Origin of the sequence: Streptomyces sp. NPDC047880, from assembly GCF_040706515.1 — a bacterium.
GTDB lineage: Bacteria > Actinomycetota > Actinomycetes > Streptomycetales > Streptomycetaceae > Streptomyces.
Genome location: NZ_JBEZOK010000006.1, coordinates 87,758 through 104,614 on the forward strand (window position 1 = coordinate 87,758; position 16,857 = coordinate 104,614).

Genomic DNA, 16,857 nt, shown 5'->3' on the forward strand with positions numbered 1-16,857 from the left:
CCCCCCGCTTCAGCAATCCTGCAAAGGACAAACGTGGCAGTTCTGTCCGTATCCCTCCGCGCGCGTACCGCGCGCATCCTCGGTGTCGCCTCCGCCTCGGCCGCGCTCGCGCTCGGCACCGCCGGCACCGCACTCGCCTGCGACATCAGCGAGTTCTCCGCCGAGGCGAAGTGTGACGGCGACAAGGGTGTCATCACCGTCACCGACGTGGACCCCGCCGGCATCCCGGCGACGGTCACCGTGTACCTGGAGAACAACGGCGCCGACGTGAAGAAGGTCGGCGAGCAGGTGGTCAAGGGCTCGCGCGAGGGCACCACCATCACCTTCGCCGAGAAGTGGAAGCCGAGCGCCGAGTACCGCATCCACGTCAAGGCCGCCGGTTACGTCGACGCGGACATCAAGCCGAACCTCGTCACCCCGGCCACGGCCTGCAAGAAGGAGGAGAAGCCCCCGGCTTCGACTCCCCCGGCGACTCCGAGCCCGTCGGCGTCCCCGTCCAAGCCCGCCGAGGAGAGCGAGAGCCCGGCTCCGGAGCCGTCGGAGAGCCAGAGCAGCTCGCCTGCCGGCAACGCGCCCGCGCCGGCCGGTGACTCCAACCTCGCCGAGACCGGTGCCGACTCCAACACCGGTCTGATCGCCGGCATCGCGGCGGCCCTGGTCGCCGTCGGTGGCGGCGCGGTGTTCTTCGGCATGCGCCGCCGCGGAGCGAACAACGACAGCTGACGCCCCCGCACCCGTGACCTGGCCCGTCCCCCACCGGGGGGGGCGGGCCACGTCCCGTGTCAGGGGGAGGCGTCCCGGGTCAGGGGGGAGGCGGCCGGGCAGTCCGGGCACGTCGGCACCGCACCGGACAGGTCGGCACCAGAGGACACCACGGACCTCAACAGGCCGACCTGGTACGCGATTTCGTCGCAGTAGCGGTCATGCGCGAGTGACGTCATGCCTCGCACCCTGGGCGGGCACGATCAGCCGAGCACCACGACTTCGGCCGCGTCGAACTCCACGCCGACCTCGTCCCCGACCTCCGGTGCCGCCCGCAGCGCGCACGCCGCCTCCAGCCGCGGGGCGTCCTCGGATTGGAGGCGGACGGCGACATGGGTGCCCTTGAAGGTGCGTACGGTCACCGTGCAGCGCAGGCCCGAGCCGGCGGGCACCAGCCGCACCCCGGCAGGCCGCACGAGCAGCGTGCGGGTGCCCTGCGGAGCGCCCTCCGGCACCGGAACCTTGCCCCAAGGCGTGTCCGCCGCCTCCGCCCCGACGGTCGCCTCGGCCACGTTCTCGAAGCCGAGGAAACGCGCGACGAAGGCGTCGGCGGGCCGCTGCCACACCTCGAGGGGCGTGCCGGACTGGGCGATCCGCCCGTCCCGCATCACCACGACCCGGTCGGCCAGCGCGAAGGCCTCCCCCTGGTCGTGCGTCACGGCGAGCACGGTCGTACCCAACCGGCCGAACAACTCCTTCAGTTCGACGACCAGCCGCTCCCGCAGCGACCGGTCGAGCTGCCCCAGCGGCTCGTCCAGCATCAGCAGCCGGGGGCTCGGTGCGAGGGCCCGGGCCAGCGCCACCCGCTGCTGCTCCCCGCCGGACAGCGCGGCGACGGCCCTGCCACCCGCGCCCGGCAGCCCCACGAGGTCCAGCAACTCCTGCATGCGTTCGGCCCGTTGCGGCTTCGGCTCGCCGCGCATCCGCAGCCCGAACGCCACGTTGCCGCCCACGTCCCGCTGCGGGAACAGCTGATGGTCCTGGAACATCAGCCCGACGCCCCGCCGGTGCGCGGGCACCCCCGCCTGGTCACGCCCGTCGAGCACCACCCGACCGGCGTCGAGCGGCTGCAGCCCGGCAACCGCCCGCAGCAGGGTCGACTTTCCGCTGCCGCTCGGCCCGAGCACGCACACGATCTCGTGCTCGGCGACCCCCAGATCGACGGCGTCCAGCACGGCACGCCCGCCGAAACGGACCGTCGCACCCTCCAGGCTCAGCAGCATCTAGAACTCCCCGGTCCGGTCCGTCCGCAGCCTCTCCAGCACCAGCAGGGCCACCGCGCACACCACCATCAGCATCGTCGAAAGGGCCATCGCCTGGCCGTAGTTGAGGTCCCCGGGCCGACCGAGCAACCGGGCCACGGCCACTGGCAGGGTCGGCCGGTCGGGCCGTGCGATGAACACCGTCGCGCCGAACTCCCCGAGGGACACGGCGAAGGCGAACCCGGCCGCGATCAGCAGCGCCCGCCGCACCATCGGCAGATCCACCTCCCGCCACACCCGCCAGGGCGAGGCCCCGAGCACCGCGGCCGCCTCCCGCAGCCGCGCGTCCACCGCCCGCAGCACGGGCAGCATGATCCGCACCACGAACGGCACCCCGACCAGGGCCTGCGCGAGCGGCACCAGGATCCAGGAAGACCTGAGGTCCAGCGGCGGCTCGTCGAGGGAGATCAGGAACCCGAAACCGACCGTCACCGCGGACACCCCGAGCGGCAGCATCAGCAGCGCGTCGAAGCCGCGCACGAACCGCCCGGCGTCCCGGCGGGTCAGCGCGGCCGCGGCGAGCCCGCCGATCAGCACGGCGATGAGCGTGGCGGCGACGGCGTACGACAGGGAGTTGCCGATCGCCTCGATCGGCGGGACCAGGAACACTCCCCCGTCCTGCCTGGTCAGTGCCCGGTAGTAACCGAAGTCCGAGGCGTCCAGGGACCGCTGCACCAGCACGGCCAGGGGCAGCACGAGCAGCAGGGCGACGGTGACGAGCACCCCGCCGAGCAGCGCCCACTGCCCCGCGCCGCGCGGCCGGCGCGCGGTCACGGACGCGTCCACCAGCCGCAGCGCGGTCTCCCGCCGCCGCACGGTCCAGGCGTGCACGGCGAGGATCGCGCCCACCGCGACGAACTGGATGAGCGTCAGCACGGCCGCCGTGGACAGGTCGAAGATCTCCGACGTCTGCCGGTAGATCTCCACCTCCAGGGTGGAGAAGGTGGGCCCGCCGAGGATCTGCACGACACCGAAGGAGGTGAAGGTGAACAGGAAGACCATGAGCGCGGCGGCGGCCACGGCCGGGGCGAGGGCGGGCAGCGTGACCCGCCGCCAGGCCCGCAGCGGGGACGCCCCGAGCATCCGCGCGGCCTCCTCCTGCCGCGGGTCGAGCTGCGCCCAGAGCCCGCCGACGGTCCTGACGACGACCGCGTAGTTGAAGAAGACGTGCGCGAGCAGGATCGCCCACACGGTGGTGTCCAGCCGTACGCCCCACAGCTCGTCGAGCAGCCCACCCCGCCCGACGAGAGCCAGGAACGCCGTACCGACGACGACCGTCGGCAGCACGAACGGGACGGTCACGACCGCCCGCAGGACCTGTTTGCCGGGGAAGTCGAACCGTGCGAAGACGTAGGCGCCGGGGAGCGCGACGAGCAGGGTGAGCGCGGTGGAGACCAGCGCCTGCCAGGTGGTGAACCACAGGACGTGCCGGACGTCGGACTGCCCCAGTACCTCCCCGATCCGCCCGAGGTGCCAGACCCCGTCGGCCTTCAGACCGCGCGCGACGATCGCGGCGACGGGGTAGGCGAAGAAGACGGCGAAGAACACGACGGGCAGGGCCAGCAGACCGAGCCGCGCCGCGCTCCCGCGCCTCCTGCGGGCTACTTCAGTACGAGTGAGGTCCACGACTTGACCCACTGGTCGCGGTGGTCGGCGATCTTCGCCGGGTCCATGGTCTCGGGGTCCTTCGCCTGCGGCCCGTACTTCACGAACTCCGGCGGAACCTGGGCGCCCTCGGTCACCGGGTACACGAACATGTTGAGCGGCATGTCCTCCTGGAACTTCCTGCTGACGAGGAAGTCGAGGAAGGCCTTGCCGCCCTTGGAGTTCTTGGCGTTGGCGAGCAGCCCCGCGTACTCGACCTGCCGGAAGCAGGTGCCCTCGGCGACGCCGGTCGGGGCCGTGCTCGGCTTCGGTTCGGCGTAGACGACCTCGGCGGGCGGCGAGGAGGCGTACGACACGACGAGCGGCCGGTCCCCCTTGGCCTTCCGGCCACTGGACGAACCGGAGAACTCCTGGTTGTAGGCCTGCTCCCAGCCGTCGACGACCTTCACGCCGTTGGCCTTGAGCTTCTTCCAGTAGCCCTCCCAGCCCCCGTCGCCGTACTCGGCGGCGGTGCCGAGCAGGAAGCCGAGCCCGGGCGAGGAGGCGGAGGCGTTCTCGGTGACGAGCAGGTTCTTGTACTGCGGCTTGACGAGATCGTCGAAGCTCCGAGGCGGCTCGAGCTTGTGATCGGCGAAGTACTTCTTGTCGTAGTTGACGCAGATGTCGCCGGTGTCGATGGGCGTGACCCGGTGCTTGTCCTGGTCGACCCGGTACTCGGCCTCGACCCGCTCGGAGCCCTTCGCCTCGTACGACTGGAACAGGCCGTTGTCGAGGGCGCGGGACAGCAGGGTGTTGTCGACGCCGAAGAAGACGTCGCCCTGCGGGTTGTCCTTGGTCAGGATGGCCTTGTTCACGGCCTGGCCGGCGTCGCCGTCCTTCAGGACGTTCACCTTGTAGCCGGACTGCTTCTCGAAGGCCGCGATGACGTCCTCGGACGCGGCCCACGAGTCGTGGCTGACGAGGGTCACGGTCTTGGGGTCCCCGGACCCCTGACCGCCGTCGGACGACCCGCAGGCGGCGAGCGTGCCGACCAGGCCGAGCCCGACGACCGCCGCCGTCATCCGCTTCTTGTTGTTGCTCACTGGATTCCTCCTGGAGGACCAGGAGAAGACGCGGCCCTGCCCGGGACTCCGGGTCCCGGGCAGGGCGCAACAGCTCGAGTGGTGACCGATCTCCCTACCCAGAATGACCTGGGCCAGGTTCGGAGGGTCTGCGGCCGTGTGCCGCACTCTCAGCGCTGTGGCGCTCCCCTGTCGGAATATGCAGGTGTGGATGTGAAGGTGCTGGTTGTGAAGCTGTACTGACGACAGTCAGACTACCGTTCGGTGGCGGCGAGCTGGCCACACGCCCCGTCGATCTCCTGACCACGGGTGTCCCGGATCGTCACCGGCACACCATGGGCGGCGATGGCCTCCACGAACGCCTTCTCGTCCTCGGGCCGCGAGGCGGTCCACTTCGACCCGGGCGTCGGGTTCAGCGGGATGAGGTTGACGTGCACGGGCTTGCCCTTGAGCAGCCGCCCGAGCCGGTCACCGCGCCAGGCCTGGTCGTTGATGTCCCGGATCAGCGCGTACTCGATGGACAGCCGGCGCCCGGACTTGGCGCTGTACTCGAACCCGGCGTCCAGCACCTCGCGCACCTTCCACCGGGTGTTCACCGGTACGAGGGTGTCGCGCAGCTCGTCGTCGGGGGCGTGCAGGGAGATCGCCAGCCGGCACTTGAAGCCCTCGTCGGCGAATCGGTGGATGGCCGGGACGAGGCCGACCGTCGAGACGGTGATGCCCCGCTGGGACAGGCCGAGGCCGTCGGGCTCGGGGTCGGTGAGCCGCCGGATGGAGCCGATGACCCGGTTGTAGTTCGCGAGGGGCTCGCCCATGCCCATGAAGACGATGTTGCTGAGCCGGGCAGGTCCGCCGGGGACCTCCCCGTCCCGCAGGGCCCGCATGCCGTCGACGATCTGGTGCACGATCTCGGCGGTGGACAGATTCCGGTCCAGTCCGGCCTGCCCGGTCGCACAGAACGGGCAGTTCATCCCGCAGCCGGCCTGCGAGCTGATGCACATGGTCACCCGGTCCGGGTAGCGCATCAGCACGGACTCGACGAGCGTCCCGTCGAACAGCCGCCACAGCGTCTTGCGGGTGGTGCCCTGGTCGGTCGACAGATGCCGCACGACGGTCATCAGCTCGGGCAGCAGCGCTTCTCTGAGCTTGCCCCGGGCACCGGCCGGAATGTCCGTCCACTGCTCCGGATCGTGCGCGTACCGCGCGAAGTAGTGCTGCGAGAGCTGCTTGGCACGAAACGGCTTCTCCCCGACGGCCGCGACGGCCTCCTTGCGCTCGGCAGGAGTGAGATCGGCAAGATGCCGCGGCGGCTTCTTGGCTCCGCGGGGGGCGACGAAAGTAAGTTCTCCGGGCTTAGGCATGGCCGTACCAGTGTCGCAGATCAACTGCGGAGGCCAGGGCCGGAGTGGGGTGGGGGCGGTCACCGGTGGTTGGCACCCGTCGCCGCTGGTCGGCCTCGGACGACTCGGGGACGGCCCCGTTCGATCACCCGTCTGCTCCCTGCCACTCGTCCAGCCGGACCCTGACCTGGTGGTTGCGGTCGTCGTGCCAGTAGACCTCACCGCTGACCAAGGCCCCGAGGGCCGGAAGTTCCATGCCCAGCGGCATGCGCGTGATCTCCGCCAGCGCTATGGCGTCCGGCACGCCTTCCATCCGCACGAAAACACCGAAAGGCCGGCGCCCGATGGCCACTCCGGTGAGCCGGGCCCCTACAGGCACGGCCGCGACGGTCGCCACCCAGCCCGCCCGCACAGCCTCCGCGGCCGGCATTCCAGGGCTTTCGGCCCACCCGTACTCGTCCATCGTCAGATCATGACGAAGCAAGCGCCCAGAGGATGCGGGCAAGTGTCCTGAGGTGCGGCTGGCGTAGGCTTACCGGCCACCCGTCCCAGGGGACGTCGGATGACGCGCCGGCCGCTCCTGCGAGCGTGGCTGCGCGGCCGTGGTCCTGGGGAGTCCGCCTGACAGGACGGGCCGGACCATCACAAGAAGCGGGGGTCGAGCATGCTCGTGCTCATATTGTCCGTCGTCGTCCTGCTCGTCATCGGCGGCTGCGTCTGCGTGTTCTGGGCCGCTCGCGGTGACGCCCCGCGCTGGGCACGGGGCGTGGCCAGAGCGACGCTGCTCGGCAGTGGACTGGCCCGCAGTGCGAGCCGGAGTTCCCGCTCGCAGCGGAGCGACGGGGACGACTAGACGTCCCGCCGCACCGGTACACACGGCCCGGCCGAGGGTGGGCCCCGGCCGGCGGACTCCACCGGCAGCGCTGCGCCGAGCCCCTGGGAGGAGGGGACGAATCCGCTACTCGGCCGTGTGCTCCAACCGGTCCTTGAGGAGCTGCTCGTTGCGTGGGAGTTCCTTGCGGACCTGGGGGCGTACGACGAGCGGGACCAGGACCTTCCCCATGCCGTGGCCCTCGAAGTCGATGTCGATCGTGACGTGTGAGCGCCGGCCCTCGTCGTAGGGCTCGACCTCGCCGTGCACCTGCGCCCGGACGGGACCGTCCACACCCCGCATGCCCCAGCTGTGCGGCGGGTCGTACTCGGTGACCTCCATGGTCATCGGCATGACGCGGCGGCCGACGTGCCGAGTCACCCGGACCTTGCTGCCGATGCCGACGGGCCCCTCGTCCAGGCGCTCCGCGGACACGGCGCTCAGCTGCCATTCCGGCATGTGGTCGGCGTCCATGACGTACTGGTAGACCTCCTCGGGACGGCAGTCGACGACGATGCTCTCTCGGATGATGGCCATGATGGCCTCCTTTGGGAGGTACATCTGCATCGTCCCACTTCAGGCCTCCGGCTGCGCCCCGGGAACATGTCCGGGACGAGCCCGGGACGCGAGGGAGCCCCCGCCCGGTCGGGCGGGGGCTCCCTCGCGAAGCCGGACTTCTCAGCCGGATCCGACGAACAGCACGAACAGCAGCCACACCACGGGAGCCGTGGGCAGCAACGAGTCGAGCCGGTCCATGATGCCGCCGTGTCCCGGCAGCAGCGTGCCCATGTCCTTGATGCCGAGGTCCCGCTTGATCATGGACTCGCCGAGGTCGCCCAGCGTGGCGGTGACGGCGACCGCGAGACCCAGCACCAGCCCCTGCCACCAGGCACCGCCGTCGATGAGGAACTGCATGCACAGCGCCCCCGCGACCATGGCGAAGGACACCGCGCCGAGCAGACCCTCACGGGTCTTGCCGGGGCTGATGCGCGGGGCGAGCTTGTGCCGGCCGAACCGCCAGCCGACGGCGTAGGCACCGGTGTCGCTGACGACCGTCAGCAGCAGGAAGGTGAGCACCCGCTCCGGCCCGTCGTCCGCGGTCAGCATCATCGCGACGAAAGTCGCCAGGAACGGCACGTAGAACGCCGCGAAGACGCCGGCCGTGACGTCCCTGAGGTAGTTCTCGGGCGGTTCGGTCATGCGCCAGACGAGCACGGCCAGTGCCGTGAGCGCCATCGCCACCCACGCGCCCTCGGCGCCCCGGACGTACCCGGCGACGACCATCGCGGCACCGCCGAGTGCGAGCGGTACGAGCGGCGCCCGGATGCCCTTGCGTTCCTCCAGCCGCTTCGTCAGCTCCCACAGGCCCACCACCACGGCCACCGCGACGACGCCGACGAACACGGCCTTGACGACGAACAGCGACGCGACGATCACCGCACCGAGCCCGACGCCGACCCCTATCGCGGCACTCAGGTCGCGACCCGCGCTCTTCTTCGGCGGCTTGGGTGCCGGCTGCGAGGCGTCGGGCATGGGCTCCGGATTCGTGTCGTTTCGGACCGGGGCGCCGCTCAGCCGAGCAGCCCCCCGGTCGTCATCCTGGTTTCCGCCGAATTCGGTCACGTCGGGCACGATGGGCATGGGGCGAGTCTGAGGCGCTTCATACGCATCGTATGCGGGACCCGCCGGAGCGGCCCCCTGGACGTGCCCGTGGCCCGTGCCCTGGACCTGCCCGTGACCATGCCCATGGTCGGTGGGCTCCCAGTAGCCGGCCTGTGGCGGCGCCCCCCAGGAAGAGTCGTTCATCAGACCTCGAGCAGCTCCGCTTCCTTGTGCTTCAGGAGCTCGTCCACCTGCGCGACGTACTTCGCGGTGGTGTCGTCGAGCTCCTTCTCCGCACGGCGGCCCTCGTCCTCGCCGACCTCGCCGTCCTTGATCAGCTTGTCGATGGCTTCCTTGGCCTTGCGGCGTACGGAGCGGATCGAGATCTTCGCGTCCTCGCCCTTGCCCTTGGCGACCTTGATGTACTCGCGGCGGCGCTCCTCGGTGAGCTCGGGGAACACCACACGGATGATGTTGCCGTCGTTGCTCGGGTTGACGCCCAGGTCGGAGTCGCGGATCGCCTGCTCGATGTTGCGCAGCGCGGTCTTGTCGAACGGGGTCACCACGGCCATGCGCGGCTCGGGCACGGAGAACGAGGCCAGCTGGTTGATCGGCGTCGGCGCGCCGTAGTACTCGGCCACGATCTTGTTGAACATCGCCGGGTGCGCACGGCCGGTGCGGATCGCGGCGAAGTCCTCCTTGGCGACCACGACGGCCTTCTCCATCTTCTCCTCGGCCTCGAGGAGGGTCTCTTCGATCACCACTTGCTCCTGCGTGTGAGTAGGCCCGGCTGCGGTTCCATGTGGGGCGGCGGCCGGCTGCGTCGCGTCTTCTTCCTGCACGGTTCCCGACCGGCGGGACATTGTCCATCCCCCGGCCCGGCTCCGTCCCGTCCGTCCCCCGGACGGGGTTGTTCTCGGGTCTCAGTCCCGGCTGCCGGGGTCCCCCACCAGCGTGCCGATCTTCTCACCCTTGACGGCGCGCCCGATGTTGCCCTCCGCCAGCAGCTCGAAGACCACGATCGGGAGCTTGTTGTCGCGGCACAGGGTCACGGCCGTGGCGTCGGCGACCTTCAGATCGCGCGTGATGACCTCGCCGTAGCCGAGGTGGTCGAACTTCACCGCGTCCGGGTTGGTCTTGGGGTCCGAGTCGTAGACCCCGTCCACGCCGTTCTTGCCCATCAGCAGCGCCTCGGCGTCGATCTCCAGGGCGCGCTGCGCGGCGGTGGTGTCGGTGGAGAAGTACGGCATGCCCATACCGGCGCCGAAGATGACCACGCGGCCCTTCTCCAGGTGCCGTACGGCGCGCAGCGGGATGTACGGCTCGGCGACCTGGCCCATGGTGATGGCGGTCTGCACCCGGCAGTCCACGCCCACCTTCTCCAGGAAGTCCTGGAGGGCGAGGCAGTTCATGACCGTGCCGAGCATGCCCATGTAGTCGGAGCGGGCCCGGTCCATGCCGCGCTGCTGGAGTTCGGCACCGCGGAAGAAGTTGCCGCCGCCGATGACGACCGCGATCTGGGCGCCGTCACGCACGACGGCCGCGATCTCGCGGGCGATCTTGTGCACCACGTCGGGGTCGACGCCCAGGCCGCCGCCACCGGAGAAGGCCTCTCCGGACAGCTTCAGCAGAAACCGGCCGCTCACTTTGCCGTCGTCGCTCTTCTGGGCCTTGGTGGTCATGGGGGATCCCGCCTCTTTCACGTGTTGCACATACCAAGAAGGCCATTGCCGGTGGGGCGTGTTTCGCATCCCATACGGCAATGGCCTCCTCGTCAGATCTGCTGTCGTCCGCCACTGATGTGGCGGCGTACGCGGACGACTGCTCTCGACCCTATAGGGGTCGGGCGTCGAGCGCGGTACGGACTCAGATGCCGACCTTGATGCGCGTGAAGCGCTTCAGGGTGACACCGGCCTCGTCCAGGATCTTCTGGACGGACTTCTTGTTGTCGAGCGCGTACGGCTGGCCCAGCAGCGTGGCGTCCTTGAAGAAGCCGTTGAGGCGACCCTCGACGATCTTCGGCAGGGCGGCCTCGGGCTTGCCCTCGGCGCGGGTGGTCTCCTCGGCGACGCGGCGCTCGGACTCGACGACCTCGGCCGGCACGTCCTCCTTGGAGAGGTACTTCGGCGCGAAGGCGGCGATGTGCTGGGCGACACCCTTGGCGAGCTCCGCGTTCGGCTTGTCCAGCTCGACGAGGACACCGATCTGCGGGGGCAGGTCGGGCATCGTGCGGTGCATGTACGCCGTCACGTAACCGTCGGCGAACTGCGCGAAGCGGTCCAGGACGATCTTCTCGCCCAGGTTGGCGTTGGCCTCGTCGACGAACGCCTGGACGGTCTTGCCGTCCTCGATCTCGGAGGCGAGCAGGGCCTCGAGGTCGGCCGGGGAGGTCTTGGCGACGTGCTGGGCGATCTGGTTGGCGACGGCCTGGAACTTCTCGCCCTTGGCGACGAAGTCCGTCTCGCACTTCAGCTCGACGATGACGCCGGAGGAGTTGTCGTCGGCGATGATCGAGACCACGGCGCCGTTCTCGGCGGAGCGGCCCTCGCGCTTGGCGACGCCCTTCTGGCCCTTGATGCGGAGCGCCTCGACGGCCTTCTCGACGTTGCCCTCGGCCTCGTCCAGCGCCTTCTTGCAGTCCATCATGCCGGCGCCCGTGAGCTCACGGAGCTTCTTGACGTCGGCGGCGGTGTAGTTCGCCATGAGTCTGTGAATCTCTCTCGAAGTCTGGAAGATCGAAGATCTGCGGATGCGCTCCATGGAGCAGGAGCGCGCTGTCCTTCCGCTGACCTACGGGTGAACGGCGGGAGCGGACTTCACCGCGCCGAGGGCGCTGGTGTAAGCAGTACCGCTCCCGCCGTCACCACGGGACTGACGGGTCAGGCCTGCTCGGCCTCGGCCGGCTTGTCGCCCTCGGCCGGCTTCTCGGCCTCGGCGGCGGGGGCCTCGGCGGCCGGAGCAGCCTCGGCGGCGGGGGCGGCCTCGGCGGCGGGGGCGGCCTCGTCGGCCTTCTTCTCGCCCTCGAGCAGGTCGCGCTCCCACTCGGCCAGCGGCTCGCCCGCGGCCTTCTCGCCCTTGCCCTCGGTGGCGACACCGCTGCGGGCGATGAGGCCCTCGGCGACGGCGTCGGCGATGACGCGGGTGAGCAGGGTGACGGAGCGGATCGCGTCGTCGTTGCCCGGGATCTTGTAGTCGACCTCGTCGGGGTCGCAGTTGGTGTCGAGGATCGCGACGACCGGGATGTTCAGCTTCCGGGCCTCACCAACGGCGATGTGCTCCTTCTTGGTGTCCACGATCCAGACGGCGCTGGGCACCTTCTGCATCTCGCGGATACCGCCGAGGGTCTTCTCCAGCTTGGCCTTCTCGCGCGAGAGCACGAGAAGCTCCTTCTTGGTCAGACCGGACGCGGCGACGTCCTCGAAGTCGATCTGCTCGAGCTCCTTGAGGCGCTGCAGACGCTTGTAGACGGTCGAGAAGTTGGTGAGCATGCCGCCCAGCCAGCGCTGGTTGACGTAGGGCATGCCGACGCGGGTGGCCTGCTCGGCGATGGCCTCCTGCGCCTGCTTCTTCGTGCCGACGAACATGACCGTGCCGCCGTGGGCGACGGTCTCCTTGACGAACTCGTAGGCGCGGTCGATGTACGACAGCGACTGGAGCAGGTCGATGATGTAGATGCCGTTGCGCTCCGTGAAGATGAAGCGCTTCATCTTCGGGTTCCAACGACGGGTCTGGTGACCGAAGTGGACGCCGCTCTCCAGCAGCTCCCGCATCGTGACGACGGCCATGGCCGTATCTCCTTGAGTTTCTCGGTTGTGCCGCGGATGCCGGACGGCTTCCGCGCCTGACGCCCACTGCGCGCCGTTCCACGAGGGACCGAGGGGCGCTGACACGGGCCCGTTGCCGGGGTTCGTGTCGGGGCGTGCGAAGTCGACCCGACGGCTCGGGTCGCCACCAGAAGTGTACGGGACCCGCGGGGTGCCGGGTGACGCCGTTGTCCACAACCGGCGGATGATCCACAACCGGGGACAGCGAAGCGTGCTGATCCGGGACGCTCTCCCCATGCGAGTGAACCGATGTGTCCGCGTCTGTGCGCGTCTGATCCTGCTGTTGCTCCTCACCGCGTGGGTCCTTCTGGCCCCACCCCCGCGACTGCTCGCGGCGGGCACCCCCCTCGCGGACGACGCCGTGCCGGTGGTCGGCCGCGCCTGGCCCGTCGGCCTGCGTCCCGCGGTCCTGCGCGGCTGGGAGCCCCCGGCCACGGTCTACGGCCGGGGCCACCGGGGCGTGGACCTGGCGGCGGCTCCGGGAACGCCGGTGCGGGCGGTGGCGGCCGGCACGGTCTCGTTCGCGGGACGGGTGGCCGGAAAGGGAGTGGTCGCGGTGGAACTCACCGGCACCGGCGACCCACCCCTGCGCACGACCTACGAACCGGTGACGGCGTCGGTGGGGAAGGGCGACGAGGTGGCACCGGGCGAGGTGATCGGCACGGTGGATGTGACCGGCTCGCACTGCACGGCTGTGTGCGTGCACTGGGGGCTGCGCCGTGGGGAGACATACCTGAACCCACTGTCGCTCCTGCCCCCGTGGTTGCTCAGCCGGGGCCCGTCCAGACTACTGCCGGTGTACTGACCGGCTGCGGGCAGTCGTGCCGCTCGGGGCGATGGGGATCCCCCCTGCTCGAGCGAAGTCGAGAGCTCGGGGGAGGGTGGGCGCAGCGCCACTCCGCACCGCCGGGCCGCGGACCACCCACGCGGGACACCCACGCCCTCAGCCCCGCACACCCCGCAGCGCCATCCCCACAGCCGCATCCGCGACAACCGCCGGTTCCTCCGCCGCCCCCAGCTCGATCCTCCGCACGGCCGCGTCCACGACGCCCTGCAGCAGCATCGCCGCCAGCCGGGGCTGCTCGTGCCCCAGCTCGCCCAGTGCCTCGACGATCAGCGCGACCAGCCCGCCGTGCGCCGCCCGGATCTTCTCCCGGGCTCCCGCGTCGAGCTCGCTCGCGGAGATCGCGACCACGGCCCGGTGCCGCCGGTCACCGACCAGCTCCAACTGCTGGCGCACATATGCCTCGATCTTGGCTTCGGCCGTCTCCGCCCGCTCCATCGCAGCCGACACGTCCGCCGCCCAGACCGGGAAGTCGACCTCGCACAACTCCTCGACCACGGCCGCCCGTGACCGGAAGTACTCGTAGACGGACGAGCGCGCGAGGCCCGTCCGCTCGGCGAGGGCCGGGAAGGTCAGCGCCTCCGTACCGCCCTCGGACAACAAGGAACGAGCCGCGTCCAGCAGGGCGGCTCGCTGCATCGACCGGTGCTCGGCCACGGAGGCCGCTCGAATCCTTGGCACGTCAACACTGTACGGACGCGTCCCGCCGGACGGGAGTGGTTGCCGCAGGTCCGGGGGTGTCCGGCCAGGTCAGCGACCAAAGCTGGCCAGCTTCGCTCTCAGCTGGAGCACGGATTTGGTGTGGATCTGACTGACCCGGCTCTCGGTCACTCCCAGCACGTTTCCGATCTCGGCCAGCGTGAGGCCCTCGTAGTAGTACAGCGTGACCACGGTCTTCTCCCGGTCGGGCAGTGTGTTGATCGCCCGTGCCAGGAACCTCCGCAGCTCGCGGTCCTCGGCGACCTCGACGGGGTTGTCGGCGGCGGTGTCCTCCAGCGTGTCCATGACGCTGAGCCCGTCGCCGCCGTCACCGCTCCCGTGCAGCAGCTCCTCCAGGGCCACCACGTTGGCCAGCGACAACTGGCTGAACACCCCGTGGAGTTCCTCGACGGCGATGCCCATCTCGGAGGCCACCTCGCCCTCCGTCGGCGTCCGCCGCAGCCGCGCCTCCAGCGTGGCGTACGCCCGCTCCACGTTGCGCGCCTTCTGCCGCACCGAGCGGGGGATCCAGTCCAGTGCGCGCAGCTCGTCGATCATCGCGCCGCGGATCCTGGTGATCGCGTAGGTCTCGAACTTGATCTCCCGGTCGAGGTCGAACTTCTCGATCGCGTCGATCAGCCCGAACACCCCGGACGAGACGAAGTCCGCCTGCTCCACGTTGGGCGGCAGGCCCACGCTGACCCGTCCCGCCACGTACTTCACGAGCGGCGAGTAGTGCAGGATCAGTTGCTCCCGCAGCCGTTCGTCCCCCGTCGCCTTGTACGACCGCCACAGCTCGTCGAGCGTGGAGGGAGCGGGCGGTCGCACGCTGCCACCGTCCCGGGCGGCTGGGGGGATCGCCGCCCGGTCGGACCCGGAGGTGTGCTGGGGCATTCGTCGCCTTGTGCCGTTCTGCTGCGGAGTGGTGCTGCCAGGGTGAGCTGTCTGTCTGATGTCGAGTTGCCTGTCCCTGTCGGGATCCTCGTGAGCGTAGCGTGACTAGGGTGTCGCGGTGCGCGAAGGGCGAAGGCCGGGGCGGCCGCAGATACGTTCCTCAGGACGCCCTGTCAGGGAGGCACGGTCGCTCGGCGTGATCACCGGAGGGCCTCAACTGGGCGCAATTCCAAGGGTTGTCGGGGGTTCCCCCGGACGGCCGAACACACACCGTCAACACGGCCCGCGGGCGTCGCGGACCGACATCACCGCCTGGCGTGTCAACTTCCAGCCGTCGCCGTGTCGTTCGACGTAACCGAGTGCCCGGAGTTCGTACAGTCTCGCGATCGCGTCGTCCGGTGCGGTCTGTGCGGCGCGCGCGATCTCGCCCGGCTTGGCGGTCCCTCGTCCCGGCAGTGCGTCGAGGACCTGACGTGCGACCGGTTCCAGCAGGTCCCGGGGCAGCACGGGGCCTCGCCGGTCGGGGGCCAGCTCCCCGATGTCGCCGACCAGTTCCACCACGTCCGCGACATCGGTGACCAGGACGGCCTCCCCCCGCAGCAGATCGTGCACTCCGGCGGAGAGGGCGCTGGTGGCCGGGCCCGGCACGCCCATCGTGTGCCGGCCGAGGCGCTGTGCCGCCCGCGCGGTGACCAGGGAGCCGCTGCGGTGGGCCGCCTCCACGACCACCGTGCCGCGGGTGAGTGCGGCGATCACTCTGTTCCGCAGGATGAACCGGCTCGGTGTGGGGTGCTCGCCAGGTGGCAACTCCCCGATCACCAGGCCCTGTTCGGCGATCCTGCCGATCAGCTGCGTGTGACCGCGGGGGTAGGGCCGGTCGACGCCGCAGGCGAGGACGGCGACGGTGGCGCCGCCGGCTCCGAGGACTCCTCGGTGGGCGGCGCCGTCGACTCCGTAGGCGCCGCCCGAGACCACGACCCAGCCCTGCTCGGCCAGACCGGCGGCGAGGGTGGCGGCCATGTGGGCTCCGTACTCGGTGCAGGCACGGGCGCCGACCACGGCGACCGACTTCAGCGCCCACATCCGCAGACTGGGCCGCCCGCGCACCCACAGCCCCAGCGGCCGGGCGTCCCCGAGATCGTCGAGCTGCGCCGGCCACTCGGTGTCCCCCGGGGACACGAACCGCACGCCGGCGTCCCGGGCTGCCGCCAGATCCCGCCGGGGCCGGGCGGCCTCGGCCCTGGCCACCAGCCCGGCCCACCGCTTCCCGCTCGCCCCCGGCAGAGCGGCCCCGCCCTCTTTCAGCCGCCGCACCACTCCCCCGACCCCGAACTCCCGCACCCACCGCCCACCGACCTCGTCCCCGGGCTCGATGACGCGGGTGAGCAGGATGCGGGCGAGCAGGTGGTCGTCCGGTTCGTCGAGGAGGCTCATGTCAGTGCCCCGATGGCCATCGGTACGCCGCGCGGCACACCGGTGCGCAGCTGCAGTGCGAGGGCGACGTCCGTGGCGTCGGGCCGGTCGTGGCCGACGAGGTCAGCGACGGTCCAGGCCACCCGCAGGACGCGGTCGAGGCCGCGGGCGGTGAGGATGCCCCGCTCCAGGTTCCGTTCGGCCTCGTCCGTCGCACCGGGCACGGCGTACCAGCGGCTCCGCAGCTCCCTGCCGGGCACCTCGCTGTTCGTGCACCAGGGGGTTCCGGCGAGGCGCTCCGCGGCCCTTTCCCGGGCTGCCCGCACCCGGTCGGCGACCGTCGCGGTCGACTCGCCCCTGGCGCCGGAAGCGGTCAGCTCGGAGCGGGTGACCCGATCCACCTCGACACGCAGGTCGACCCGGTCGAGCAGCGGGCCGGACAGCCTGGCCTGGTAGCGGCGGACGGCCGAGGGCGGGCATTCGCACAGATCGTCCCGCAGCGAGAACCGGCCGCACGGGCAGGGGTTGGCCGCGAGCACCATGAGGAACTTCGCCGGGAAGCGCACGACTCCCGCACTGCGCGCGATCACCACATGTCCCGCCTCCAGCGGCTGGCGCAGCGCGTCCAGGGCCTGGCTGTTGAATTCCGGCGTCTCATCCAGGGACGAAGCATGTAAAAC

General features: G+C 70.6%; 18 protein-coding genes, 1 pseudogene and 1 riboswitch. Of the genes and pseudogenes, 3 read left to right on the forward strand and 16 right to left on the reverse strand.

Translation table 11 applies throughout. The features are described 5' to 3' along the window. Positions 1–33: 33 nt before the first annotated feature. The gene (locus AB0937_RS11775; RefSeq protein WP_366711188.1) at positions 34–723 is read left to right on the forward strand and encodes an LAETG motif-containing sortase-dependent surface protein; all 690 of its coding nucleotides are present in this window, start codon (positions 34–36) and stop codon (positions 721–723) included. 59 nt (positions 724–782) lie between these two features. Here AB0937_RS11775 and AB0937_RS11780 read toward each other — a convergent pair whose 3' ends face one another. The 6 genes from AB0937_RS11780 to AB0937_RS11805 all read right to left on the reverse strand — a co-directional run bounded on the left by AB0937_RS11780 (position 783) and on the right by AB0937_RS11805 (position 6,493). Then, positions 783–941: a hypothetical protein gene (locus tag AB0937_RS11780; protein ID WP_366711451.1), complete on the reverse strand. Its 159-nt coding sequence runs from the start codon at positions 939–941 to the stop codon at positions 783–785. A gap of 24 nt (positions 942–965) precedes the next feature. Next, entirely contained in the window at positions 966–1,985 is a 1,020-nt protein-coding gene (locus AB0937_RS11785) for an ABC transporter ATP-binding protein (RefSeq protein WP_366711190.1), read from the reverse strand. Then, complete coding sequence (locus AB0937_RS11790; protein ID WP_366711443.1) at positions 1,986–3,587, reverse strand: iron ABC transporter permease; 1,602 nt, start codon at positions 3,585–3,587, stop codon at positions 1,986–1,988. Between the two features lie 38 nt (positions 3,588–3,625). Further along, positions 3,626–4,690, reverse strand: coding sequence for a thiamine ABC transporter substrate-binding protein (locus AB0937_RS11795; RefSeq protein WP_366711444.1), 1,065 nt, complete (start codon positions 4,688–4,690; stop codon positions 3,626–3,628). A gap of 94 nt (positions 4,691–4,784) precedes the next feature. Continuing rightward, a riboswitch (TPP riboswitch) is annotated at positions 4,785–4,891 on the reverse strand. A 53-nt stretch (positions 4,892–4,944) separates the two neighbouring features. Next, positions 4,945–6,051, reverse strand: coding sequence for a 23S rRNA (adenine(2503)-C(2))-methyltransferase RlmN (gene rlmN, locus AB0937_RS11800; RefSeq protein WP_366711191.1), 1,107 nt, complete (start codon positions 6,049–6,051; stop codon positions 4,945–4,947). A 124-nt stretch (positions 6,052–6,175) separates the two neighbouring features. Beyond that, on the reverse strand, positions 6,176–6,493 hold the full coding sequence (locus AB0937_RS11805) for a hypothetical protein (protein ID WP_366711193.1): 318 nt from the start codon (positions 6,491–6,493) through the stop codon (positions 6,176–6,178). A 201-nt stretch (positions 6,494–6,694) separates the two neighbouring features. On the opposite strand from AB0937_RS11805, the gene AB0937_RS11810 reads away from it, so the two are divergent. Then, positions 6,695–6,883: a hypothetical protein gene (locus AB0937_RS11810; RefSeq protein WP_366711195.1), complete on the forward strand. Its 189-nt coding sequence runs from the start codon at positions 6,695–6,697 to the stop codon at positions 6,881–6,883. A 105-nt stretch (positions 6,884–6,988) separates the two neighbouring features. Here AB0937_RS11810 and AB0937_RS11815 read toward each other — a convergent pair whose 3' ends face one another. From AB0937_RS11815 to rpsB, 6 genes are all read right to left on the reverse strand, one after another. Then, positions 6,989–7,438: an SRPBCC family protein gene (locus tag AB0937_RS11815; protein ID WP_366711196.1), complete on the reverse strand. Its 450-nt coding sequence runs from the start codon at positions 7,436–7,438 to the stop codon at positions 6,989–6,991. Between the two features lie 141 nt (positions 7,439–7,579). Continuing rightward, positions 7,580–8,707, reverse strand: a complete 1,128-nt coding sequence (locus AB0937_RS11820) for a phosphatidate cytidylyltransferase (protein ID WP_366711197.1) — start codon at positions 8,705–8,707, stop codon at positions 7,580–7,582. Next, positions 8,707–9,264 carry a ribosome recycling factor gene (gene frr / locus AB0937_RS11825; protein ID WP_053668722.1) on the reverse strand — a complete coding sequence of 186 codons (558 nt, stop codon included), beginning with the start codon at positions 9,262–9,264 and terminating at the stop codon, positions 8,707–8,709. Before frr ends, AB0937_RS11820 begins: the two co-directional genes overlap by 1 nt. A gap of 162 nt (positions 9,265–9,426) precedes the next feature. Then, positions 9,427–10,185, reverse strand: a complete 759-nt coding sequence (gene pyrH / locus AB0937_RS11830; RefSeq protein ID WP_234847494.1) for a UMP kinase — start codon at positions 10,183–10,185, stop codon at positions 9,427–9,429. Between the two features lie 184 nt (positions 10,186–10,369). Beyond that, entirely contained in the window at positions 10,370–11,206 is an 837-nt protein-coding gene (tsf, locus tag AB0937_RS11835) for a translation elongation factor Ts (protein ID WP_366711199.1), read from the reverse strand. Positions 11,207–11,382: 176 nt separating this feature from the next. After that, positions 11,383–12,288, reverse strand: a complete 906-nt coding sequence (gene rpsB / locus AB0937_RS11840; RefSeq protein WP_366711201.1) for a 30S ribosomal protein S2 — start codon at positions 12,286–12,288, stop codon at positions 11,383–11,385. Positions 12,289–12,562: 274 nt separating this feature from the next. Here rpsB and AB0937_RS11845 point away from each other — a divergent pair, with 274 nt between their 5' ends. Continuing rightward, a complete protein-coding gene (locus AB0937_RS11845; protein WP_366711203.1) occupies positions 12,563–13,132 on the forward strand; it encodes a M23 family metallopeptidase in 570 nt (189 codons plus the stop codon). 138 nt (positions 13,133–13,270) lie between these two features. Here the strand turns inward: AB0937_RS11845 and AB0937_RS11850 are convergent, their stop codons facing one another. The 4 genes and pseudogenes from AB0937_RS11850 to AB0937_RS11865 all read right to left on the reverse strand — a co-directional run. After that, positions 13,271–13,828, reverse strand: a complete 558-nt coding sequence (locus AB0937_RS11850) for a helix-turn-helix domain-containing protein (protein ID WP_366711446.1) — start codon at positions 13,826–13,828, stop codon at positions 13,271–13,273. A gap of 93 nt (positions 13,829–13,921) precedes the next feature. Then, entirely contained in the window at positions 13,922–14,764 is an 843-nt protein-coding gene (gene whiG / locus AB0937_RS11855; protein WP_361118800.1) for an RNA polymerase sigma factor WhiG, read from the reverse strand. Between the two features lie 273 nt (positions 14,765–15,037). Then, complete coding sequence (gene dprA / locus AB0937_RS11860; protein ID WP_366711205.1) at positions 15,038–16,198, reverse strand: DNA-processing protein DprA; 1,161 nt, start codon at positions 16,196–16,198, stop codon at positions 15,038–15,040. Then, a pseudogene (locus AB0937_RS11865) lies at positions 16,195–16,839 on the reverse strand (ATP-binding protein); the annotation flags it as partial. The pseudogene AB0937_RS11865 and the gene dprA, both read right to left, overlap by 4 nt. Positions 16,840–16,857 lie beyond the last annotated feature (18 nt).